Raw genomic sequence first — 21,914 nt, 5'->3', positions numbered from 1 at the left:
CAGAAGACGGCGACGGAACATGCAGCGACATGCAGCGCCAGAGCGAGGAGCGATGGCGCTTGGCGCTGACAGCAGCCCAGATCCTGGCAACGGGCGGAACGGCGATTGGTGGCCTGTGGGTCACCGCCCGCGCGTCAGGTGTCCGCGACCGCTTTCTGGCGCATCTTCGGTCATTGATGTCCTCCGGCCCCAACATGCGGCTGCCACCGGGTGTCACGGCGGCGACGTTGAGCGGTCGTCTGGATATTGCGCGGTCGCTGGCCGATAGCAGGCTGGTCTGGGACAGTGGTATCCTGTCCGCCGCCGATGGTGGCTTGCTGACCATCCCGATGGCTGAACGGCTGGAACCGGGAGCCGCTGCGGTGATTGCCGAGGCTATGGACACACAGGTCTGCCCCAGCCTGCGCCCAGGACCAGGAATGGATGCATGTCCACGCCCTCCCTGCCGTTTCACCGTCATCGCCCTGGACGAGGCCGCCAATCCTGAAGAAGCGCTGCCCGCCGCCCTGGCCGATCGGCTGGGTCTCCATATCAACCTCGACGGTGTGGCCCTTTCCAGCAGCATGACGCCGGATGCATCGCCACAGGCCCCCGATAACTGGCAATCCGTGGGGATCGCGGACGGGATACTTGAAGCTCTGTGTGGCATCGCGACGGCGACCGGCCATCGGTCGCAGCGTACATTCCATCACCTGTCGCGGGTGGCACGCATCCACGCCGCCCTTGCGGGACGCGAGGCCGCAGGTGCAGAAGACGCTGTGGCGGCACTTCGACTATGTATTGGCGTAGAACCACCACAGGTACAGCCGAAACCGGAACAGCAGAGCGCACCGCCCCCCGCCCCGGAAAATGCCGCAAGCGGCCCAGGCCCGCAGGACGGTGCTGATGGGATGCCTCAGGAACTGGACAGCCTGACCGAACTGCTGGCCGCTGTGGAACAGGGCCGTATTGATGGCCTGACACTGACCAGCGGGGAACGGGCAGCCCGCCAGGGCCGCAGGGCCGGCAAAGGTGGTGCATCGGCACGCAATACGAGGCGGGGTAGACCCTATTCCGCCAGCAGCAGCCCCCCGTTCCCCGACGCGCGGCCCGATCTGGTGGAGACATTAAGGGCCGCCATTCCCTGGCAAATGTTCCGGGCACAGTTGCGCCCCGGTTCGGGCGATGCGGGCGGGCTGCTTATCCGCAAGGAGGACTTCCGCTACCGGCGGCGGCGACATGAACAACCATCCACCGCCATCTTTGTCGTGGATGCCTCTGGGTCCACCGCCTTGGAACGGCTTGGCGAAACCAAAGGTGCCATCGAACAGCTGCTGGCCGACTGCTATGTCCGGCGTGACGAGGTCTCGCTCATCGCCTTTCGCGGTAAGGCAGCGGAAATCCTGATGCCCCCCACGCGCTCGCTGGTGTCGGCCAAGCGACGTCTGTCGGCCATGCCCGGCGGCGGCCCGACACCGCTTGCCTCCGGGCTGGAGCGCGGGTTGGAGATGGCCCTGTCCGCGCGCCGACGGGGCAGTACTCCCATTGTGGTGGTGATGACCGATGGCAGCGGCAATATCGCCTTGGATGGCACCGCTGACCGGGCCTTGGCCGGACGCCAGACTGAGAGGATCGCAAGCCTTTACCGTGAACATGGTCTGACCTGCATCTGTATCGACATCGCGCGGCGACCACGCGACAGCGTGACGAGCTTGGCCGGCATGCTGGGGGCCGAACTGCATCTGCTGCGTCAGGCCGATGCCGCACGCATGTCGCAGATCGTGCGAACCACGATGCATAAGGGGCTGCCATGACGCAGGGCGGGGCTTGGCTGGACTGGGATCGTGATGGACAGGACTGGCCCCACCGGTCGGCCAGCCGCTTTGTCGATACCGCGGACCTGCGCTGGCATATTCAAGAAATGGGACCGGAAGGGGGGCCGCTGCTGCTGCTGTTGCATGGAACGGGAGCTGCCTGCCATTCCTGGCGATATCTGATGCCTGCACTCGCCGGGGCGCACCGGGTCGTCGCCATTGACCTGCCCTGCCATGGATTCAGCCGCCCGCGCCGAAACCTGGACCTGTCGCTGACCGGCATGACCCGGTTGGTGCAGGCGCTGATATCGGCCATGGATCTGACGCCGATCGCCCTTGTCGGCCATTCAGCAGGGGCAGCCATCGCCATCAGCCTGGCCGCGGCAAGCCGGCGGCGGACCGGGCCGCTGGTCGTCGCCATCAATGGGGCCTTCCTTCCCATCAAGGGCAACAGGCTGTTCTCCCCCCTGGCAAAGGCGCTGTTCGCGGCCCCTTTCACGGCGACGATGTTTTCCCTGGCCGCACGGGGTGGATGGTTCGGGGATAATCTGTTGTCCGCCACCGGGTCCATCATCGATGATCGGGGCGCCGATCTTTATCGCAGGCTGCTGACATCATCGGGGCATGTACAAGGTGCGCTTGGTATGATGGCGGCGTGGAACCTGAACCGGTTCGACCGGCTGCTGGCCGCTTTGCCGGTTCCGCCAACCCTGATCGCCGCGAAGGATGACCCGATGGTGCCCTGTCGGGATTCCCGTCACGCGGCGGAACATGCCGAGGGGGCGCGCCTGACCCTGGTGGATCGCGGCGGCCACCTGCTGCATGAATGCCGGCCCGATCTGGTCAGTACCTTGGTGGCCAACGCTGTCGCCACCCGCCTGTCCGAAACGGTGGATGCCGCATGAACATGATCCGCCCCCGCCCAGGGATCGACACCCAGACACCCGATCCGTCCCAGCCACAGGCTGTTGTGATCGGCGCGGGGGTCGGCGGGCTGTCCACTGGTGCCCTGCTGGCGGCCCGCGGCTATGGCGTCACCATCATCGATCCGCTGGATGCGCCGGGCGGGCGGGCCTACGCCCACCGGCTGGACGGGTTCGTTTTCGATGCGGGCCCAACCATCATCACCGCCCCCTGGATGTTCGAGCAACTGTGGCGGGATTGCGGGGGGCGGCTGTCCGAAGATGTTGAACTGCGGCCCTGCAATCCGTTCTACCGTATCCGTTTCGATGACGGGGCTTGGTTCGATTATTCCGGTGATCCCGTCGCGATGGAAGCGGAGGTCGCCCGCTTCGCCCCCGGCGACGTGCCGGGATATCGCAGTTTCATGGACGAAAGCCGACGTATCTATGAGGTCGCGTTCGAACAGTTGGCCCACCGCCCCTTCCACAGCCTGACCTTCACAGCCCGAACCCTGGTCTCACTGGCGCGGCTTGGCGGCTATCGCTCCGTCCATTCGGTTGTGTCGAAGCATTTCCGGAATGACCGGCTGCGCACCATCTTTTCTTTCCATCCGCTGCTGATCGGCGGCAACCCCTACTCCGCCACCTCCTTCTACTGTCTGATCGCCCATTTGGAGAGCCGGTACGGCGTGCATTATGCCATGGGCGGGACCAATGCGCTGGTACAGGGGATTGCCAATCTGGTCCGGCGCAATGGCGGAACCATCCGTCTGGGCGAAACGGTTGACATGATCATGACGGAGGGGCGACGGGCCACGGGCGTGCGTCTCACCAGCGGTGAGGTGATTGCCGCCGACATTGTAATTTCAAACGGTGATCCGGCCACCACCTATGGGCGCTTGCTGCGTCACCACCCCAGGCGGCGCTGGACCGACAGTAAAATCGCCCGGGGCGATTATTCCATGGGGCTGTTTGTCTGGTATTTCGGGACCAGCCGGCGGTATGAGGATGTTCATCACCACACAATGCTGTTCGGGCCGCGTTACCGTGGGCTGTTGGATGATATCTTCCACCGGCAACGCCTCGCCGATGATTTCAGCCTGTATCTTCACCGCCCCAGTGCCGTCGACCCCAGCGTGGCCCCCGCAGGCTGCGATGCCTTTTATGTGCTGAGCCCGGTTCCCAATCTGGGCGGGGCGGTGGATTGGGGGGAGATGGCGGAAACCTATCGTCAGCGCATCGCGGCCCACCTGTCGCGCACCATCCTGCCCGACCTGGAGCGGCATATCACCGTCTCCCACTTGGCAACACCGTTGGATTTCCGCGATCGGCTGCTGTCATGGCAGGGGGCGGCCTTCGCCCTGGAACCAAAACTGCTGCAAAGCGCCTGGTTCCGACCCCATAACCGCAGCGAGGAACTTGATAATCTGTTTCTCTGCGGGGCGGGAACCCACCCGGGTGCCGGCCTGCCGGGGGTCCTGTCATCGGCCCGCATTGTCGCCGGCCTTGTACCAGACCCAAGCGCCTTCGGCGGGGGAAACGTGCCACGATGACGGAATTGACCACCACCACCGACAGCCCGGAAACCGACGCTAATCGTATGGCGCGGCCGCTGTCGGGCCGGTCTATCGAACTGAATTATGGTTTCAGGGGGGATATGGCCGATCTGGACAATTGCACCGCCTCTATCCGGCGCGGGTCGAAATCGTTCCATATCGCCTCCCTTCTGTTGCCCCGGCACACCCGGCAGGCGGCCCATGCGCTCTATGCGTTCTGCCGGCACTCCGACGATCTGATTGATGATCAGGCGCGACAGCCCGATGCGCTGGACCGGCTGTGTGACCGGCTGGACCGGCTTTATGAAGGTGTTCCGTACAACCATGCCTGCGACCGGGCCTTTGCCCGGATCGTGCATCAGCACGCCATTGCCAAGGCCATTCCGCTGGCCCTTCTCGACGGCTTCGCCATGGATATGGAGGGGCGACGGTTCCACACGATGGCGGACGTTAAGGATTATGCGGCCCGGGTCGCATCCACCGTCGGCCTGATGATGTCGCTGGTCATGAATGAGGGCGATGTCTGGACCCTGGCGCGGGCCGCCGACCTGGGCCTTGCCATGCAGCTTACCAATATTGCACGCGACGTGGGTGAGGATGCGCGCAATGGCCGCCTGTATCTGCCCCTGGACTGGCTGCGGGAGGCGGGGATTGACGCCGATGCCTTCCTGGCCGCCCCCCGATTTACGCCGGCACTGGGCCAAGTGGTGCGGCGCCTGTTGATGGTTGCCGATCACCATTACCAGCTTGGTCATACCGGGATCGTGCGGCTTCCGGCGGATTGCCGCCATGCCATCCGCGCCGCCGCCCTCACCTATCAGGATATTGGCCGCAGCATCGCGCGTAACGGGTTTGACAGTGTCAGCTGCCGGGCCCGTACCACGCTGGCGCGCAAGCTGGTGCTGGTGGTACAGGCCCTGAAACCCACCCCGCTGCCTGCCGGAATCACCCAAACGGCGGAAGTCGCACCTGCCGATCCGGCGGTGCGCCAGATGGTCACGGCCGCCGCTGAAACCTTTCAACAGGCCCGCGCGGTGGCAACGCCACACCAACGCCCTGCCGCCAGCCTGGACACCGTGGCGTCGATCTTGCTGCGTCTGCAACTGCGCAGTCGGGACGAAAGGCGGGCGCAAAGGCAGGAACGGTGGCAGAAAGCGGGGCGCGTTGCTTGAGGATTATTTCGGGCTGATTGAAGCGGCTTTCGTCTTCGCCCTGGCAATCGGATTTTATATCTGGCAACGGCTGGACCTGCGGAAATATGAGAAGCAGGACCGCGAACGCGCCAAGGCGCATCAGGCAGAGACGCCCGACGACAGCAGGGATCGTCGCTAAGGATAGCGCGCCCGGCGCGGCATACGGAAGGGCAGCATCAGCCGCACCAGGGGATGGGACAGCCGGCGGCAATCCAGCGTTTCGTGCATCATCTCCATCCGCTGTCCATCCAGGACGGTTTCAACCCGCGACCGGATATAGAATGGAGAATCTTCCAGTCGGTTCAACATACGCGGCCTGTCCGCAAGGTCGCAGGCGATCCCGGCGCGCACGCCCCAGATGCCGCGTGGCAATGGCTGTCGGTCGGGGATGGTCAGCATCTGGGGTGCTGCGTCCCGACCGTCATAGCGCAGGGCGAAGCGGCGGCGGGGTCCCTGACGCAGAAGCGCGTCATAAAGGATGACCGTATCGCCATCCGCCCCGTCACTGCCCCGGGCCCAGTCCCAGCCGACAAAATCCTGTTCCAGGGCGCGGTCGCCGTAATTCATGTCATGATAGGCACGCCCCTGCCAGCCGCCGCCGGGCAACGCATCGCAGTCAACAGTGGCTATGGCCCGGGGCATACGGGGCGACCAGACATGCCGGCCCGCGGGATCCATGTGGAAAACTCGGTCACCGCCGATAAAGGGGGTCAGTTCCACACGCCCCGTTACTCGCTTCGGCCACAGGCGCTGCCCCGGCCAGGGCAAGGCCATTTCCGTGAAATCAATCACCAGCCGGTCGCCATGCATCGACAGGCCGCTGGGCCCGATCCGAAGCTGTCGCACGCTGCGTTGAAGGCTGCCACGACCCCGCTCCGTCATGCACCAGACATTGCCACCAGGGCCATAAAGCGCGATGTTCAGCGCCACATGATCATCCGGCTGCCCCCGCCCGGACCAATGATAATAGGGGGAGAAGACGGAGCCGATGAAGGCGATGACCGTCAGCGCATATTGTCCGCAGTCACTGACCGCATCGACATACCACCAGTGGTAGCCGCCGACCGGGACCGACCGATCAAAGCCTGGTCCGCTATAAGCCTTTCCGCCGCGATCTTCCCCGACAGGGCCGCCATCGGCACCCCCGGCCCCGGATGCACGCTGCCCCCCGCCAGATACAGACCCCGGATCGGACCCGCTGCCGCTGGACGCCGAAAGGATGCCATCGGGCCATGTGACGCCATCCCGTACAAGGCCCCGCCCGTTCCCGGATACAGCCGGTGAAACCAGTCCGGCGTCGTCACCGACAGAACCAGGCGATCGTAGGTCAACGTCAACCCGTTGGCCGAAAGGCGTCTTTCCATCGCGGACAGGCATCGGTCGATCTCGCTTTGCGTATAGGCATGGCTGTCGCCATCCGCCGGCATATTCATCAGGCTGTAGAGCCGTTCCCCCACCCCGTCTGCCCGCAGACGCCCGCTGTCGGTCCGATCCTGGGCGCAGAGATAGACGGTAGGGTCGGCTGGTGGGCGACGGTGGCACCGGATGGCATCGAACTCCGCTGCGTAATCATCGCTGAAGAAAACGGAGTGATGGGCCAGCGCGACCCCTTCCGGCTTTGCCACACCACAGGCGACCAACGCCGACAGCGACCGTTCCGCCGGTCGGCGCGGGGGCGGGGCCGCCGGGTTCATCATTGCTGCCAAGGCCGCCACATCACCATTATAGATGATGGAACCGGCGCGCAGATGCTGCTGTTGATCGGTTGTCACACCGGTGACAGATCGGCCGGACAGGTCCCGGTCGATCGTGACAACCCGTTCTCCAAACCGAAATTCCACACCCGCCGCCTGCGCCAGGGTCATCAGGCACCGGGCCAGTGCCGCCATGCCGCCATCGACAATCCACACACCCATCTGTTCGACATGCGCGATCAACATCAGCGTTGCCGGTGCCAAGAACGGCGAGGACCCGCAATAAGTGGCGTAACGGCCAAACAGCTGCCGCAGCCTTTGATCGGCAAAGTAACTGGAGAGCGCCGACCAGAGCTTGGTGTAAGGCCGAAGCGCCATCAGTGACGCTGGACGGTGCAAGCCGATACGGACCGACAGCGACAACGGGTTGGGTCTTGGTGCATCAATGAAGCTACGTTCCAGCAGCCGGTATATCCGGGCGCTGTCGGTGGCGAAGCGGGCGAAACCCGCCGCCGCCTTTGCACCTGCAAAGTCACCGATGGCATCCTGGGTCCGGGCGGCATTGGTGAAGAGGTCCAGTTGCTGCCCACCCCGCCAGTAATGCCGGGCCAGCACGTCACACCGGGTCAACCGCAGCTCTGTTTCCAGGGCCGTGCCAAACCGCGCGAGCAATTCATCAAAGACCCATTTCATGGTCAGGACCGTCGGCCCTGCATCAAACAGACGCCCGCCCGCCGTCACCTGCCGCAGCTTGCCGCCAGGGGCGGTCGCGGCATCCACGACCGTCACCCGATATCCCGCATGGGCAAGCACCAGCGAGGCCGCAAGGCCGCCCATACCGGCCCCCACAATGACCACGGCATCGTCTGTTCGGGTGTCAACGCCCATTTCGTTTGGCCTGCTCCTCGCGGATTGACTTTCCATCCGTTTGTGTCAATTTATATTTACACATTTTGTCGTCTAGTTAAATTGACAATTATGTGCACGGAGGTCGGCCCATGGATTTGCCTGAGCGCATTGAAGCCGGACTGCAGCTCGCCTTGCGGCTTGCGACGGCCAATGGTTGTCCACAGCTGCTGGCAAAGGGGCTGCGCCACGCGGTGTTTCCCGGTGGTGCCCGCATACGACCTCGTCTTTGCCTGGCCGTCGCGACGGCCTGTGGCGACGGGGACCCGAAGGCGGCCAATGCCGCCGCCGTCGCCATTGAATTGCTGCACTGTGCTTCGCTGGTCCATGACGACATGCCCTGTTTCGACAATGCCGCGACCCGGCGGGGGCAGGCTTCCGTGCATACAGAGTTCGGCGAAGAGATCGCCCTTCTGGTGGGGGATGGCCTGATCGTGGCGGCGTTCGAAACCGTGGCGCGCGAGACAATGCACGCGCCGCGCCTGACCGCCCCCCTGATTGCCACTATCGCCAAGGCTGTCGGGTCACCTTACGGGCTGGTCGCCGGACAGGCATGGGAAGTGGAAGCGGACATTGACATTACCCAGTATCATCGGGCCAAGACCGCCTCCCTGTTTGCCGGCGCCGTTTCGACGGGTGCCATCGCGGCGGGCGGCAATCCGCAGGATTGGTTGACGCTGGCCGATGCCCTGGGGTCTGCCTATCAGGTGGCGGATGATCTCTATGATGCACTGGGTGCCACGGACAGCATGGGGAAACCCGCCGGCCAGGATGGGCGTAACGGCAAGCCCAACATCGTCAGGGCGCTGGGCGTACCCAAGGCGCTGCAACATCTGCGCACCCTGGTGGAAACCGCCGCTGACAGCGTGCCGGACTGCGCCGGGCGCGACCCGTTCCGTGCCATGATCCTGAACGAGGCGACGCGGCTGATGCCGAAGACCCTGTCCGTCAGCGCTGCCTGACACAGGCATGCCAATGCCCATCGCCGACGCGGAAACCCCATCTTTGGCGCTTCGTCTGCGGTTGTGGCGCATCCGGATGGTGGCAAGCCCTGGTTTCCGCCGATGGGTGGCGCGGCTGCCGCTTCTGCGCGCCATCGGCAATGGCAAGGCCAATGCACTGTTCCGCCTGACGGGCGGTTTCATCTTTTCACAGGTGCTGCTGGCCGGGGTACGGTTGGGTCTCTACCGGGCCTTGCAGCATGGGGCGCTGACGACGGCCTCAGTTGCCGACTGTCTGGCGCTGCCGGCAGATCGGGCGCGCTTGCTGCTGCGCGCCAATGCCGCCTTGGACCTGCTGATTGAGATCCGGCCCGACCTGTGGGTGTTGGACGATACTGGCGTCATCCTGGCGGCGGACAGGGGTTTGGACGCCATGGTCCGCCACCATGCCATGCTCTACCGTGACCTGATCGATCCGGACCAGTTGTTGCGGACAGGTGGCGACCAGACGGAATTGCGCCGCTACTGGGCCTATGTCCGGGATATGGGGGCCGACGGACCGATGCCCGCCGAAGTGGAAGGTTACTCCACCTTGATGCGGGAAAGTCAGGCGATGATGGCTGACTGCATTCTCGCCAGCCATGATTTCAGCCCGTACACCATCCTGCTGGATATCGGGGGCGGCGATGGCGCTTTCCTGGCCGCGGCGGCCGATGCCCATCCAGGCCTTGGGCTGCGCCTTTTCGATCTCCCCGCTGTGGCAGACCGCGCGGCGCAGCACCTTGACACTCTGGGCCTGGGGGCACGAACGCGGGTCCATGGTGGCGATTTCAGCCGCGACCCGGTGCCCGGTGACGCCGATTGCGTGACCCTGATCCGGGTGCTGTGCGATCACGATGATTCGCGTGTGGAAACCATTCTGGCCAACATTCACCGGTCGCTGCGGCCCGGCACCACCCTGATCGTCGCCGAAGCCATGGATGGGCACAGCGAGGGGGCGCGGCTGTCAGCCGCCTATTTCGGTGTCTACTTCCTGGCCATGGGATCAGGACGTTGCCGCAGCGCGCGGGAAATCGCCCAATTTCTGTCGGCAGCGGGGTTCCAGACCATCCGCACACTGGCGACGCCAAACCCGCTGATCGCCACCATCGTGACTGCGGTCCGATAACGCCAAGCACGGTTAACCAAAAAAGTGTAAATACTAATTGACAGTTCTATGTGTCAACTTAATATGACATCAGCGTAAACGGATTGCTCGCCTTGGGGAGGTGCCCGAATGTACGCGACGGCTGTGGTATTCGAGAGACCGGGAGACGTCGCTGTTCGGCGACTGGCTCTCCATGCTCCGGGGCCCGGCGACGTCGTGGTTGAGACGGTTGCCAGCGGTGTTTCCACAGGCACGGAGAAGATGCTGTTCCAGGGCACGATGCCCCGGTTTCCCGGCATGTCCTATCCGCTGGTTCCTGGCTATGAAACGGTGGGGCAGGTCATCCAGGCTGGACCGGACTCCGGCCATCGCATTGGCGCTACGGTCTTTGTTCCCGGTGCCAGTTGCTATGCAGACGCGGCGGGCCTGTTTGGGGCCAACGCTTCTACCCTGGTTGTGCCGGGCGCGCGGGTGTTCGAAGTTGGACCTGCCTTGCAGGAGAATGGGGTCCTGCTGGCCCTGGCGGCAACGGCGCACCATGCGGTGCGACGGGCGCAGGGTCCGGTGGGTTTGGTCGTGGGCCACGGCGTGCTCGGGCGTCTGATCGCCCGCATGGTGCTTGCCCTTGATTTTGCGGCACCCGTTGTTTGGGAAACGGCCGCCACCCGTCGCACCGGAGGCAAAGGCTATTCGGTGATGTATCCCGGGGAAGATGGCGACACGCGCTATGGCACCGCGATTGATGCCAGCGGCGATGCCACCGCCATCGACAGCATCATTACCCGCCTGCGCAAGCCGGCGGAACTGATCCTGGCCGGGTTCTATGGGGAACGGGTGGGTTATGCCTTTGCCCCGGCCTTCATGCGGGAACTGACTTTGTCCATCGCGGCGGAATTCCGCCCGGAGGATGTTTCCGCGGTTATTCGTCTGGTGGAAACCGGGCGTTTGTCCCTCGACGGGTTGCTGACACACCGGGCCGCACCGGCCCAGGCGTCATCTGCCTACGCAACCGCATTCAACGACCTCGGCTGCCTGAAAATGGTGATCGACTGGAGGAAAGCCGCATGAGCCTTGATCTGGACGTCCGCAGCAGCCCGAAATCCATGAGCAGGCGCCTGCGTGAGGAAGCGGCCATCGAACCCGATGCGCCGCATGTCGGCAAGGTCACCAAGGAAACCCAGATCATTGCCATCTATGGCAAGGGCGGTATCGGCAAGAGTTTCACGCTGGCCAACCTTTCCTACATGCTGGCACAGCTGGGTAAGAAGGTGCTGCTGATCGGCTGCGACCCAAAAAGCGACACGACATCGCTGTTGTTCGGGGGGCGCGCCTGCCCGACCATCATCCAGACAGCGTCCCGCCGCAAGGAAGCCGGTCAGGAAGTTTCCATCTCCGACGTCTGTTTCAAGCGCGACGGCGTGTTCGCCATGGAACTGGGCGGCCCGGAAGTGGGCCGTGGCTGCGGCGGTCGCGGCATCATCCACGGGTTTGAGACGCTGGAAAAGCTGGGGTTCCATGAATGGGACTTCGACTTTGTCCTGCTGGATTTCCTGGGCGATGTGGTCTGCGGTGGCTTCGGCCTGCCGATCGCCCGCGATATGTGCCAGAAAGTCGTGGTGGTCGGGTCCAATGATCTCCAGTCCCTCTACGTGGCCAATAATGTCTGCTCAGCGGTGAAATATTTTCGCAATCTGGGCGGCAATGTCGGTGTGGCAGGTCTGGTCATCAACAAGGATGACGGCACCGGGGAGGCGCAGGCCTTCGCCGACGCGGTCGGCATCCCGGTTCTGGCCTCTATCCCGCAGGACGAAGACATCCGCCGCAAGAGCGCCAATTATCAGATCATCGGTACTCCCGATAATCGTTGGGGACCCCTGTTCGAGGCGCTGTCGATCAATCTGGCGGAAGCCCCGCCGGTACTGCCACGCCCGCTGGATCAGGATGGCCTGCTGGGCCTGTTCGACGCCAGTCAGACCGGCGGCAATTTCCAGCTGGAACCGGCGACACCGGAAGATATGTGCCCTGCGGGTGCGCTGAAACGCGCTTCGCTCGAAGTCATCTACGACCGGGTCTGAGGGGCACGCAACCATGGACGACCAGCCCTTGGACTTCACACGCGAAGCTGCCGGTGAGACGGCCCTGTCCGGGGACGTGAGCACGGGCTTCACGGCGGACGGTGTAAAGCCCGTCGCAGCCGGGTGCCATGGTGGCGTCGAGCTGTCGCGTGCCGCCGCCCGTGCTGCCGGCAATGACGAACTGATGGACCGGCTGGAACGCGATTACCCCAAGGGACCGCATGATCAGCCGCAGTCCATGTGCCCGGCGTTCGGATCGCTGCGCGTTGGCTTGCGGATGCGGCGGGTTGGCACCATCCTGTCGGGATCGGCCTGCTGCGTCTATGGTCTGACCTTCACCTCCCATTTCTATGGGGCCAAGCGCTCCGTCGGCTATGTGCCGTTCAGCTCTGAAACGCTGGTCACCGGCAAGCTTTACGAGGACATCGTCGAGGCCGTGCATCTGATGGCCGATCCGGGTCGATTTGATGCCGTCATCGTCACCAATCTCTGCGTACCCACCGCATCGGGCATTCCGCTGAAAATGCTGCCGAAGGAGATTGACGGGGTCCGCATCATCGGGATCGACGTACCCGGCTTCGGCGTACCTACCCATGCCGAGGCCAAGGACGTGCTGTCGGGTGCCATGCTGTCCTATGCGCGACAGGAAGCAGAGGCAGGCCCGGTACAGATGCCGCGTGCCGGGTTGAAGGACAAGCCGACCGTCACGCTGGTGGGCGAGATGTTTCCGGCCGACCCTGTCGTCATCGGCAATATGCTGGACCCGATGGGTCTGGCGGTGGGACCCAGCATTCCAGTGCGGGAATGGCGGGACCTGTATGGTGCGCTGGATTGCGCCGCCGTTGCCGCCATACACCCTTTCTACACCGCCACCTTCCGGGAATTTACGGCGGCGGGCCGACCCATTGTCGGGTCCGCCCCCATCGGGCTGGATGGCACCGATGCCTGGCTGTCCGCCATCGGGCAGCGCTGTGGGGTGCCGCAGGCCAAGATCGACCAGACCCGCAACGCCATGCGTGGCGCGATCAGCGCCGGGCTGGCCGCCAACCGCATCAATGGCCGTATCACCCTGTCGGGATATGAAGGTTCTGAACTGCTGGTGGGTCGTTTGCTGGTCGAACTGGGCGCTGACCTGCGCTATGTCGGCACGGCCTGCCCGAAGACGCCCTACAATGCCGAGGATGCGGAATGGCTTGCGGCCAAGGGCGTGATCGTCCGTTTCCGCGCCTCGCTGGAACAGGATCTGGCGGCCTTTGCCGAATTCAAACCCGACCTTGCCATCGGCACGACGCCCGTGGTGCAGAAGGCAAAGGAGGCGGGAACGCCGGCGCTCTACTTCACCAACCTGATCTCCGCCCGCCCCCTGATGGGCCCGGCGGGGCCGGGGTCGCTGCCCTCGGTCATCAATGGTGCCATCGCCAACAAGCCGCGCTTTGATGCGATGAACGCCTTCTTCGACGGGGTTGGCACGGGTGACGCCGCCGGCATCTGGGAAGAGGTGCCACAGGACCGCAGCGCCTTTCGTCGCAAATACGCGGCTAAGACCAACCAATCGCGCAATGCGGTCGATAATGGAGATAGCGTCGGATGCTGATCCTCGACCATGATAGAGCCGGCGGCTACTGGGGCAGCGTCTACGCCTTCACGGCGATCAAGGGGCTGCAGGTGATCATTGACGGCCCTGTGGGCTGTGAAAACCTGCCCGTCACTTCCGTGCTGCACTATACCGACGCCCTGCCCCCGCATGAACTGCCCATCGTGGTCAGCGGCCTGTCGGAGGATGAGCTGGGCCGCCATGGCACCGAAGGGGCGATGAAGCGGGCGCGTCTGGCCCTGGACCCCAACCTGCCGGCCGTCGTGGTCACCGGTTCCATCGCGGAGATGATCGGCGGCGGGGTCACGCCGGAAGGGTCAAATATCGTCCGTTTCCTGCCGCGCACCATCGATGAGGACCAGTGGCAGAGTGCTGACCGCGCCCTGAAATGGCTGTGGACGGAATTCGGACCGAAGGGCGGCAAGGTCCCCGCCCCGCGCCGACGCCCGGAAGGGGCCAAGCCCCGCGTCAATATCATCGGCCCCATCTACGGTACCTACAATATGCCCTCCGACTTGGCGGAAATCCGCCGGCTCGTAGAAGGGTTGGGGGCAGAGGTCAACATGGTCTTCCCCCTGGGAAGCCACGTAGATGATGTTCGCAAGCTGGCCGATGCTGATGCCAATATCTGCCTATACAGGGAATTCGGGCGGTTGCTGTGCGAAAGCCTGGACCGCCCCTATTTGCAGGCCCCCATCGGCATCCACTCCACCACCGCCTTCCTGCGGCAATTGGGGGAAATGCTGGGTCTGGACCCGGAACCCTTCATCAAGCGCGAAAAACACACAACGCTGAAGCCGCTATGGGATCTCTGGCGCTCGGTGACCCAGGATTTCTTCGGGACGGCAAGCTTCGCCGTGGTCGCGGGGGAAACCTATACGCGCGGCGTGCGCAATTTCCTGGAAGAGGAAATGGGCCTGCCCTGCGCCTTCGCGGTACAGCGCAAGCCGGGCGTCAAGACCGACAATGACGCGATCCAGGACATGGTCACCGGCAAGCCGCCGATGATCATGTTCGGATCGTTCAACGAACGCATGTACATGGCCGAGCGCGGTCAGCGCGGCAAGTTCATCCAGCTCTCCTATCCCGGTGCCATTGTCCGTCGCCATACAGGCACGCCGGTCATGGGCTATTCCGGGGCGTCCTGGTTGATCCAGGAGGTTTGCAATGCCCTTTTCGACATGCTGTTCGACATCCTGCCCCGGGCCGGAGAGTTGGACGCGATTGAGCCGACCACCACGCGCACCGGCAGCGCGCTGCCCTGGTCGCCGGATGCACAGGCGCTTCTGGAACAGCGGATCAGCGCGGAACCCGTCCTGATCCGCATCTCGGCTGCCAAACGTCTGCGGGAAGCGGCCGAAAGGGAGGCGCGCCGCGAAGGCGCGCATGAGGTCACGGCTGGTCATGTCAAAGGGGCCGCCAGCGTACACGCGTAAAGACCTAATCAAGATGCCGTCGGGGGACGGCAGCGGGGAGGACAAGATGATGTTCAGCATCGGACATGGGGCCGCCAGGGGCCGACAGTTGGAGCGCGCAGAAATGCGCCTCGTCTTCCTGATTTCCTACCCGCTTTGTCTGGCGGCCACGATGGCTGGCCGGACCACCCGCGTTTTCCACCGCAGCACCGCCCGCCCTGCGCAGTCGATTTTTGCAGAGGCCCGTTCGTCGGCCCACGCCGCCATCGGTTACGCGTTCAACGTGTAACCGCTTCCTTGCCGGTGTGCTCGACACCGTCAAATCCCGGTCGTGTCACCCCGGTGGCATTGCTGGAACCCTGCCGCGGGGGTGCCGCGGCATTCGAGACGAGGAGGTGGATTTGATGGCTGACTCATCAAACGTCTCACTTTCGGGTCTGACCGAAAGCGAAGCTCGCGAGGTCCATTCGTTCTTCATCCAAGGCTTCCTGATCTTCACGGCGATCGCCATCGCCGCGCATGTTCTGGTCTGGATGTGGCGCCCATGGATCCCAGGGCCGAATGGTTATGCCTCACTGGAAGGCATCGGCCAAACGGCACAATCACTGCTGCCGATGATCGGTTAAGGAGAAAGCGATATGTGGAGAATCTGGCTGATGTTCGATCCGCGCAAGGCGCTGGTCGCACTGTCCGTGTTTCTGTTCACGCTCGCCATCCTGATCCATTTCATCCTGCTGAGCACTGAGCGGTTCAACTGGCTGGAGGGCAAGCCCCTCAAGACCAGCGTGATCGAGCATTCGCTCTACCAGGGTACGGATCAACAGAGCGTCGGCTGATCCCCAAGACGGCAGCAGGCGTGGCCGGTGACGGCCCCGCCCGCCGCCAACATTCAACAAAAGACATCGCCAACTGGATGACCAACTGGCTGGCCTCTCTCGGAGGGCACGTACATGGCGCTGCTCAGTTTTGAACGCAAATATCGCGTGCGCGGTGGAACGCTGATCGGCGGCGACCTGTTCGACTTCTGGGTCGGGCCCTTCTATGTCGGGTTCTTCGGCGTTACCACCGCCTTCTTCGCCATTTTGGGCACAGCCCTGATCCTGTACGGGGCGGCCATCGGGCCAACCTGGAACATCTGGCAGATCTCAATCGCGCCGCCCGACCTGTCCTATGGTCTGGCGCTGGCCCCGCTGAAACAGGGCGGCCTGTGGCAGATCATTACGGTCTGCGCGTTGGGGGCGTTCATCTCCTGGGCGCTGCGTGAGGTGGAGATTTGTCGAAAGCTGGGCATCGGCTATCACGTCCCCTTCGCCTTTTCCTTCGCCATCTTCGCCTATGCCACGCTGGTGGTGTTTCGACCCCTGCTGCTGGGTGCGTGGGGAAATGGCTTTCCGTATGGCATTTTCAGTCACCTCGACTGGGTGTCGAACGTCGGGTACCAGTATCTGCACTTCCATTACAATCCGGCGCACATGATCGCCGTGTCGTTCTTCTTCACGACGACCTTGGCCCTGTCGCTCCATGGCGGTCTGATCCTGTCGGCTGCCAATCCGGGCGCCTCGCTTGATGACCCGGGCAAACAGGCCGAGGTGAAGACGCCGGAATATGAAGACACCTTCTTCCGCGACATCATTGGCTATTCGATCGGCACACTGGGCATCCACCGGCTGGGTCTGATCCTGGCGCTGAATGCCGGGTTCTGGAGTGCGGTCTGCATCATCATCAGTGGGCCCTTCTGGAACAAGGGCTGGCCCCAGTGGTGGAGCTGGTGGCTTGAACTTCCGATCTGGCGCTGAGGAGGATTGAGTGATGGCACAATATCAGAACATCATCACCCCGATCCAAGTCAGCGGCCCCGCCGAAGAAGGCATGCCGCTGCCCCGGGGCGACAGTCCGCGTACCGGTAAGCCATTCTTCGTGCGCCTGTTCGGCATTATCGGCAATGCCCAGATCGGGCCCATTTATCTGGGCTATCTGGGCACCCTGTCGCTGGTCTTCGGTTTCATCGCTTTTGAGATCATCGGGCTGAACATGCTGGCCTCTGTCGGCTGGGACCCGATTGAGTTTGTCCGGCAGCTGTTCTGGCTGGGTCTGGAGCCGCCGGCGGCCAAATACGGGCTGAAGGTGTTACCGCCCTTGGCGGAGGGTGGCTGGTGGCTGATCGCTGGCTTCTTCCTGACCCTGTCGGTTCTGCTCTGGTGGGTTCGCGTCTATCGCCGCGCCCGGCAGCTGGAGATGGGGACCCATGTCGCCTGGGCCTTTGCAGCAGCCATCTGGCTGTTCCTGGTGCTGGGCTTCATCCGCCCGTTGCTGATGGGGAATTTCTCCGAAGCGGTGCCGTTCGGCATCTTCCCGCACCTGGACTGGACGGCCGCCTTCTCCATCCGCTACGGCAACCTCTACTACAACCCCTTCCACTGCCTCTCCATCGTGTTCCTGTACGGCTCCGTCCTGCTGTTCGCCATGCATGGCGCAACGATCCTGGCGGTCGGCAAATATGGTGGCGAGCGGGAACTGGAACAGATCACCGACCGGGGCACCGCCTCGGAACGCGCGGCCCTGTTCTGGCGCTGGACGATGGGGTTCAACGCAACCATGGAATCCGTTCACCGCTGGGCCTGGTGGTTCGCCATCCTGACGCCGCTGACGGGCGGCATCGGCATCCTGCTGACCGGCACCGTGGTCGACAATTGGTACCTGTGGGGCGTCAACCACGGGCTTGTCTCACCGCTGCCCGACATGTGGCCCAACGTCGTCGATCCGGCGCAATAAGGGAGGGAGGACCATGAAACTCTGGTTACCATTCGCCGCCTCCGCCGGCACCCTGCTGGCCGTGGCCAGCTTCGTCGGCGCTGGCTGGGATGCGCCACCCGTTGCCACCGATCAGCTCGGCTTTCGTGGTACCGGCATGTATCACCACCGGGACTTGGAGACAGAGGCCGCCCTGAAGGCCGCCAACGTCGCCCCACCTGCCCCGTGGGAGGCCGATCCGACAGGCGACAAGGCCTCTGCCCTTTATCAGAATGTCCAGGTTCTGGGCAATCTGTCGGGCGATCAGTTCAACCAGTTCATGGCCTCCATCACCGAATGGGTGGCACCGGAAGCCGGCTGCAACTACTGCCATAACCCGGACAATATGGCATCGGACGAGATCTATCAGAAGGTCGTCGCCCGCCGCATGATCCAGATGACCCAATCGATCAATGTCGACTGGAAGGCCCATGTCGCTGAAACAGGTGTCACCTGCTACACCTGCCATCGCGGTAAGGGTGTGCCGGCACAAGTCTGGAGTACGACCCTCGACCCCAAACCGGCGGGCAACATGACCTCCAACCGCAGCGGCCAGAACGTCGTCGCGGTCAATGCTGGAAAGACCTCCCTGCCGCAGAACGCCCTGTCTGATTATCTGCTGGGTGACAAACCGATCCGGGTTCATTCGACAACGGCCCTTCCCACGGGCAAGAACCCCGTCGGAACCAAGGAAACCGAAGAAACATGGGCCTTGATGGTACACATGTCGGAATCGCTCGGCGTGAACTGTACCACCTGCCACAATACCCGTGCCTTCAACGATTGGGACCAAAGCCCGCCGCAGCGGGTGACCGCATGGCACGGCATCAAGATGGCCCGTCACCTTAATGTCGATTACATGCAGGGGCTGACCCCTGTCTTTCCGGCCAACCGCAAGGGACCGGAGGGTGATGTGCTGAAGATCGGCTGTGCAACCTGCCATAATGGCGTGCAGAAGCCGCTCTATGGCGTGTCCATGCTGAAGGATTACATCGACGCTGTTGCCGTCAAAGGCTCCACGGATGTGCCGAATTTCAGCACCTACATTCCTGGCAAGACCGAAGTGCTAGGCGGCGCCGCCACGCCCGTTACCCAGCCGTAAGGGGCCGGCTGCGGGCACGTCCCGCAGCTCTCCCTGTCATGGGCCGTCGTTCCCCCATGACGGCGACAACTCCAGGGGGAGCCGCAAGGCTCCCCCTGTTTTCTTTTGTCCAGCACATGCGAAACGGGCCCGCAATCGCCGGCGCTCATCGCTGATCCATGTCTTTGAAAATCACGCCGCCTGATCGAAGGACAGGTCTGGGAACCGCTCCAGATAAATCCGCAGCCACGGTGTGAAACTGTTCGGATCACGCGCGATTTCACGCCGGAGGTTGGCCAAGCTGATCCAGCGGGTGGCCTCAACCTCTTCCGGGTCAGGAATTGGGACCAGACGGGTCCGGTCGGCCGAGGCGCTGAACAGCGTCACGCGCTCATGCTCCCGAAGGCCGGCGCCGACATCGGCTTCATAATCGACGGTCTGGTGACGCCGCAGGGGCAGTGTGATCCCCAGCTCCTCCGTCAGACGGCGGGTGGCGCAATCTTCCACCGTTTCGCGCCAATGCGGGTGGGAACAGCAGGTATTGGCCCACAGGCCACCGCAATGATACTTGCCCTGCGCGCGCTTCTGCAGCAGCAGCCGGTCCCCGTCAAAGACGAAGACCGAGACCGCCAGATGCAGCTGGCCCGTAATATGGGCCTGCATTTTCTCAATTGGATACAGCGATCCGTCGGCGGCCACTGCCGGGATGACGATTGGTCTGTCGATCATTCCCATGGTCGCCTCCTGGGATCAGGCCACCTGACGCGCCAGGGCACATTGTGACCACAGCGACGACAGCGCATCGGCCAGATGCTTGATATCGGCATCCGTATGCAACGGGGTCGGCGTGATGCGCAGACGTTCGGTGCCGACGGGAACGGTAGGATAATTGATGGGCTGCACATAGATTCCGAACTGATCCAGCAGGATGTCGGAAATCCATTTGCACTTGGCAGCATTGCCCACCATCACCGGCACGATATGGCTGGGATTATGCATGTGCGGGATACCACGCGCGTCAAGCGCCTGGCGTACCTTGGCCACCGTTGCCTGGTGGCGCGCCCGTTCGATCTGGCTTTCCTTCAGATGCCGGATTGCCTCGGTGGCACCGGCGGCCAGCGCCGGCGGCAGGGCCGTAGTGAAGATGAAGCCCGACGCGAAGGAACGAACGAAATCGACCAGCACTTCCGATCCCGTGATATAGCCACCCATGCAGCCATAGGCCTTGCCCAGCGTGCCTTCAATGACCGTGATCCGGTCCATCAGGCCTTCGCGTTCCGCCACGCCGCCACCGCGCGGGCCATACATGCCCACGGCATGGACCTCGTCGATATAGGTGATGGCACCGAACTCATCGGCAACGTCGCAGATCTCCTTGATCGGCGCGATGTCGCCATCCATCGAATAGACGGATTCAAAGGCGACCATCTTGGGCAGTTTCGGATCATCGGCGGCCATCAGCTTGCGCAGATGCTGGTAATCATTGTGCCGGAAGATGCGGCGCTCACATCCCGAATGGCGGATGCCCTCGATCATGGAGGCATGGTTCAGGGCATCGGAATAGACGATGATGCCGGGGATGCGTGAGAGCAACGTGCCAAGTGCGGCCCAGTTGGAAACGTAGCCGGAGGTGAAGATCAGGGCCGCTTCCTTGCCATGCAGGTCGGCCAGCTCCTTCTCCAGTTGCACATGGTAATGGTTGGTGCCGGAAATGTTACGGGTGCCGCCGGCCCCTGCCCCACATTTGGCGATGATTTCCGTCATCCGCCCGGTCACTTTGGGGTTTTGTCCCATGCCCAGATAGTCATTGGAACACCAGACGGTCACTTCGCCTGTTTCACCATCGGCCCTGTGGACGGTCGCCCTGGGAAAGTCCGCGCACTGACGCTCCAGTTCAGCGAAGACGCGGTAATTGCCCGCTATCTTCAGGTCGTGCAATGCCTGCTGCATATGAGCGAAAACGTCCATTTTTAATCCCCTTTCCGTCCCTGTATCCCAGACTTATTGCTGCTTGTCGGTGGCCTGCCCGCCAATGGGCAACCGGCCATGTTTGCCCCCGCCCGGCACCGCCCAGCGCCAAAGCGCCGTGTCGGAAACGGGGAGGACGAGAACCAGATGTTCGAGGATGGCCAGCGCCATGAAGGTCGCCAGCAATGAGTGCCCGACCACGGAATGATCCTGTGTCGCCTCATTGGCCGCGATGACCAGAAGGATGAACAGCGTAACTGCACCCGCCATCAGCAGATAAAAAAGCGGCGTCAGGTGATCGGTCTTGAAGTAGCTTTTCAGATGCGCGATGCGCCTTGGCATCAACTCACTGATCGCGTTTGGCGCGCCGAAGAAAATCAACAGCTTCGCCGAAATCCGCATGCCCCATAGCAGGCCAAAGGCCGCCAGACCGAACAGGTTGGGGCTGTCCGCCAGCAGCAGCCAAAGCCCAAGCCCGGTGATCAGAATGGCAATCTCATGATCGCAGATCGCTTCCCACGCGGCGCGGAAACGTGCAAAGCCAGACAGGGCCGGCGGGCATTCCCCGGACCGACCGCCCATCAGCACGCCGGTCAGGAACGCCGCCTCATGCCAGGCCCAGACCAGCAGGGCACCAAAGAACCCGGCATAGGACCCGAACGAGGTTTTCTCTTCCGCCCCAATCCACATCAGGCCGACGCCGGCGATACCGAACAGCGTCATCAGCGGCATCACCTGCACCGGACCCCAGCCTCCACGCTCAGTCCGATGGACCATGGCCAGCACAAGCCCGGTCGACAGCCACCAGACCCCGATGGCGATCAGCACAACGATGACCGGGTTGGCGACTTCCATGACG

Annotated in this window: 22 protein-coding genes; 17 read left to right on the top strand and 5 right to left on the bottom strand. The window is 63.2% G+C overall.

Features of this window, described 5'->3' with window-relative positions; translation table 11 throughout:
- The first annotated feature begins 29 nt into the window (after positions 1 to 29).
- From ABC729_RS18040 to ABC729_RS18020, 5 genes are read left to right on the top strand one after another with little or no spacing between them, the layout of a single operon-like run.
- Positions 30 to 1,793 carry a VWA domain-containing protein gene (locus ABC729_RS18040; protein ID WP_495608989.1) on the top strand — a complete coding sequence of 588 codons (1,764 nt, stop codon included), beginning with the start codon at positions 30 to 32 and terminating at the stop codon, positions 1,791 to 1,793.
- Complete coding sequence (gene bchO / locus ABC729_RS18035; protein WP_495608988.1) at positions 1,790 to 2,698, top strand: alpha/beta fold hydrolase BchO; 909 nt, start codon at positions 1,790 to 1,792, stop codon at positions 2,696 to 2,698. Before ABC729_RS18040 ends, bchO begins: the two co-directional genes overlap by 4 nt.
- The gene (gene crtI, locus ABC729_RS18030) at positions 2,695 to 4,248 is read left to right on the top strand and encodes a phytoene desaturase family protein (RefSeq protein ID WP_495608987.1); all 1,554 of its coding nucleotides are present in this window, start codon (positions 2,695 to 2,697) and stop codon (positions 4,246 to 4,248) included. The genes bchO and crtI overlap by 4 nt, the downstream gene beginning before the upstream one ends.
- Positions 4,245 to 5,423, top strand: coding sequence for a phytoene/squalene synthase family protein (locus tag ABC729_RS18025; RefSeq protein WP_495608986.1), 1,179 nt, complete (start codon positions 4,245 to 4,247; stop codon positions 5,421 to 5,423). The genes crtI and ABC729_RS18025 overlap by 4 nt, the downstream gene beginning before the upstream one ends.
- Positions 5,416 to 5,583 (top strand): hypothetical protein, encoded by a 168-nt coding sequence (locus ABC729_RS18020; protein WP_495608985.1) that lies wholly within the window; start codon positions 5,416 to 5,418, stop codon positions 5,581 to 5,583. Before ABC729_RS18025 ends, ABC729_RS18020 begins: the two co-directional genes overlap by 8 nt.
- Here the strand turns inward: ABC729_RS18020 and ABC729_RS18015 are convergent.
- Positions 5,580 to 6,434, bottom strand: a complete 855-nt coding sequence (locus ABC729_RS18015) for a carotenoid 1,2-hydratase (RefSeq protein ID WP_495609523.1) — start codon at positions 6,432 to 6,434, stop codon at positions 5,580 to 5,582. The genes ABC729_RS18020 and ABC729_RS18015 overlap by 4 nt on opposite strands.
- Before the next feature lie 14 nt (positions 6,435 to 6,448).
- Positions 6,449 to 8,026 carry a 1-hydroxycarotenoid 3,4-desaturase CrtD gene (crtD, locus tag ABC729_RS18010; protein ID WP_495608984.1) on the bottom strand — a complete coding sequence of 526 codons (1,578 nt, stop codon included), beginning with the start codon at positions 8,024 to 8,026 and terminating at the stop codon, positions 6,449 to 6,451.
- Between the two features lie 110 nt (positions 8,027 to 8,136).
- On the opposite strand from crtD, the gene ABC729_RS18005 reads away from it, so the two are divergent.
- The 12 genes from ABC729_RS18005 to pufC all read left to right on the top strand — a co-directional run bounded on the left by ABC729_RS18005 (position 8,137) and on the right by pufC (position 19,108).
- Complete coding sequence (locus ABC729_RS18005) at positions 8,137 to 9,006, top strand: polyprenyl synthetase family protein (RefSeq protein WP_495608983.1); 870 nt, start codon at positions 8,137 to 8,139, stop codon at positions 9,004 to 9,006.
- Positions 9,007 to 9,013: 7 nt separating this feature from the next.
- Positions 9,014 to 10,153, top strand: a complete 1,140-nt coding sequence (locus ABC729_RS18000) for a methyltransferase (RefSeq protein WP_495608982.1) — start codon at positions 9,014 to 9,016, stop codon at positions 10,151 to 10,153.
- Positions 10,154 to 10,261: 108 nt separating this feature from the next.
- Complete coding sequence (bchC, locus tag ABC729_RS17995; RefSeq protein ID WP_495608981.1) at positions 10,262 to 11,200, top strand: chlorophyll synthesis pathway protein BchC; 939 nt, start codon at positions 10,262 to 10,264, stop codon at positions 11,198 to 11,200.
- Positions 11,201 to 11,235: 35 nt separating this feature from the next.
- Positions 11,236 to 12,207 carry a chlorophyllide a reductase iron protein subunit X gene (locus tag ABC729_RS17990; protein ID WP_495609522.1) on the top strand — a complete coding sequence of 324 codons (972 nt, stop codon included), beginning with the start codon at positions 11,236 to 11,238 and terminating at the stop codon, positions 12,205 to 12,207.
- Positions 12,208 to 12,220: 13 nt separating this feature from the next.
- Entirely contained in the window at positions 12,221 to 13,801 is a 1,581-nt protein-coding gene (bchY, locus tag ABC729_RS17985; RefSeq protein WP_495608980.1) for a chlorophyllide a reductase subunit Y, read from the top strand.
- On the top strand, positions 13,795 to 15,237 hold the full coding sequence (gene bchZ, locus ABC729_RS17980) for a chlorophyllide a reductase subunit Z (RefSeq protein ID WP_495608979.1): 1,443 nt from the start codon (positions 13,795 to 13,797) through the stop codon (positions 15,235 to 15,237). Before bchY ends, bchZ begins: the two co-directional genes overlap by 7 nt.
- Before the next feature lie 46 nt (positions 15,238 to 15,283).
- The gene (locus ABC729_RS17975; protein WP_495608978.1) at positions 15,284 to 15,505 is read left to right on the top strand and encodes a hypothetical protein; all 222 of its coding nucleotides are present in this window, start codon (positions 15,284 to 15,286) and stop codon (positions 15,503 to 15,505) included.
- Between the two features lie 115 nt (positions 15,506 to 15,620).
- A complete protein-coding gene (pufB, locus tag ABC729_RS17970) occupies positions 15,621 to 15,842 on the top strand; it encodes a light-harvesting antenna LH1, beta subunit (RefSeq protein WP_054166378.1) in 222 nt (73 codons plus the stop codon).
- Positions 15,843 to 15,854: 12 nt separating this feature from the next.
- On the top strand, positions 15,855 to 16,052 hold the full coding sequence (gene pufA, locus ABC729_RS17965) for a light-harvesting antenna LH1, alpha subunit (RefSeq protein ID WP_495608977.1): 198 nt from the start codon (positions 15,855 to 15,857) through the stop codon (positions 16,050 to 16,052).
- A gap of 114 nt (positions 16,053 to 16,166) precedes the next feature.
- Positions 16,167 to 17,012, top strand: coding sequence for a photosynthetic reaction center subunit L (gene pufL / locus ABC729_RS17960; RefSeq protein WP_495608976.1), 846 nt, complete (start codon positions 16,167 to 16,169; stop codon positions 17,010 to 17,012).
- Positions 17,013 to 17,025: 13 nt separating this feature from the next.
- Positions 17,026 to 17,988, top strand: a complete 963-nt coding sequence (pufM, locus tag ABC729_RS17955) for a photosynthetic reaction center subunit M (protein ID WP_488966155.1) — start codon at positions 17,026 to 17,028, stop codon at positions 17,986 to 17,988.
- Between the two features lie 13 nt (positions 17,989 to 18,001).
- Positions 18,002 to 19,108 carry a photosynthetic reaction center cytochrome PufC gene (gene pufC, locus ABC729_RS17950; protein WP_495608975.1) on the top strand — a complete coding sequence of 369 codons (1,107 nt, stop codon included), beginning with the start codon at positions 18,002 to 18,004 and terminating at the stop codon, positions 19,106 to 19,108.
- A gap of 171 nt (positions 19,109 to 19,279) precedes the next feature.
- Here pufC and idi read toward each other — a convergent pair whose 3' ends face one another.
- From idi to puhE, 3 genes are read right to left on the bottom strand one after another with little or no spacing between them, the layout of a single operon-like run.
- On the bottom strand, positions 19,280 to 19,816 hold the full coding sequence (idi, locus tag ABC729_RS17945) for an isopentenyl-diphosphate delta-isomerase (RefSeq protein WP_495608974.1): 537 nt from the start codon (positions 19,814 to 19,816) through the stop codon (positions 19,280 to 19,282).
- Between the two features lie 21 nt (positions 19,817 to 19,837).
- Entirely contained in the window at positions 19,838 to 21,055 is a 1,218-nt protein-coding gene (gene hemA / locus ABC729_RS17940; protein WP_495608973.1) for a 5-aminolevulinate synthase, read from the bottom strand.
- 33 nt (positions 21,056 to 21,088) lie between these two features.
- Positions 21,089 to 21,910: a putative photosynthetic complex assembly protein PuhE gene (puhE, locus tag ABC729_RS17935; protein WP_495608972.1), complete on the bottom strand. Its 822-nt coding sequence runs from the start codon at positions 21,908 to 21,910 to the stop codon at positions 21,089 to 21,091.
- Positions 21,911 to 21,914 lie beyond the last annotated feature (4 nt).

Source organism: Niveispirillum sp. CC-CTL257 (assembly GCF_059489915.1).
This window is presented reverse-complemented; position numbering and strand designations above follow the sequence as displayed.

Coding starts and splice junctions, on each gene's coding strand:
- ABC729_RS18040 (WP_495608989.1), top strand. CDS start 30: ATGCAGCGCCAGAGCGAGGAGCGATGGCGCTTGGCGCTGACAGCAGCC.
- bchO (WP_495608988.1), top strand. CDS start 1,790: ATGACGCAGGGCGGGGCTTGGCTGGACTGGGATCGTGATGGACAGGAC.
- crtI (WP_495608987.1), top strand. CDS start 2,695: ATGAACATGATCCGCCCCCGCCCAGGGATCGACACCCAGACACCCGAT.
- ABC729_RS18025 (WP_495608986.1), top strand. CDS start 4,245: ATGACGGAATTGACCACCACCACCGACAGCCCGGAAACCGACGCTAAT.
- crtD (WP_495608984.1), bottom strand. CDS start 8,026: ATGGGCGTTGACACCCGAACAGACGATGCCGTGGTCATTGTGGGGGCC.
- ABC729_RS18005 (WP_495608983.1), top strand. CDS start 8,137: ATGGATTTGCCTGAGCGCATTGAAGCCGGACTGCAGCTCGCCTTGCGG.
- ABC729_RS18000 (WP_495608982.1), top strand. CDS start 9,014: ATGCCAATGCCCATCGCCGACGCGGAAACCCCATCTTTGGCGCTTCGT.
- bchC (WP_495608981.1), top strand. CDS start 10,262: ATGTACGCGACGGCTGTGGTATTCGAGAGACCGGGAGACGTCGCTGTT.
- ABC729_RS17990 (WP_495609522.1), top strand. CDS start 11,236: ATGAGCAGGCGCCTGCGTGAGGAAGCGGCCATCGAACCCGATGCGCCG.
- bchY (WP_495608980.1), top strand. CDS start 12,221: ATGGACGACCAGCCCTTGGACTTCACACGCGAAGCTGCCGGTGAGACG.
- bchZ (WP_495608979.1), top strand. CDS start 13,795: ATGCTGATCCTCGACCATGATAGAGCCGGCGGCTACTGGGGCAGCGTC.
- ABC729_RS17975 (WP_495608978.1), top strand. CDS start 15,284: ATGATGTTCAGCATCGGACATGGGGCCGCCAGGGGCCGACAGTTGGAG.
- pufB (WP_054166378.1), top strand. CDS start 15,621: ATGGCTGACTCATCAAACGTCTCACTTTCGGGTCTGACCGAAAGCGAA.
- pufA (WP_495608977.1), top strand. CDS start 15,855: ATGTGGAGAATCTGGCTGATGTTCGATCCGCGCAAGGCGCTGGTCGCA.
- pufL (WP_495608976.1), top strand. CDS start 16,167: ATGGCGCTGCTCAGTTTTGAACGCAAATATCGCGTGCGCGGTGGAACG.
- pufM (WP_488966155.1), top strand. CDS start 17,026: ATGGCACAATATCAGAACATCATCACCCCGATCCAAGTCAGCGGCCCC.
- pufC (WP_495608975.1), top strand. CDS start 18,002: ATGAAACTCTGGTTACCATTCGCCGCCTCCGCCGGCACCCTGCTGGCC.
- idi (WP_495608974.1), bottom strand. CDS start 19,816: ATGATCGACAGACCAATCGTCATCCCGGCAGTGGCCGCCGACGGATCG.
- hemA (WP_495608973.1), bottom strand. CDS start 21,055: ATGGACGTTTTCGCTCATATGCAGCAGGCATTGCACGACCTGAAGATA.
- puhE (WP_495608972.1), bottom strand. CDS start 21,910: ATGGAAGTCGCCAACCCGGTCATCGTTGTGCTGATCGCCATCGGGGTC.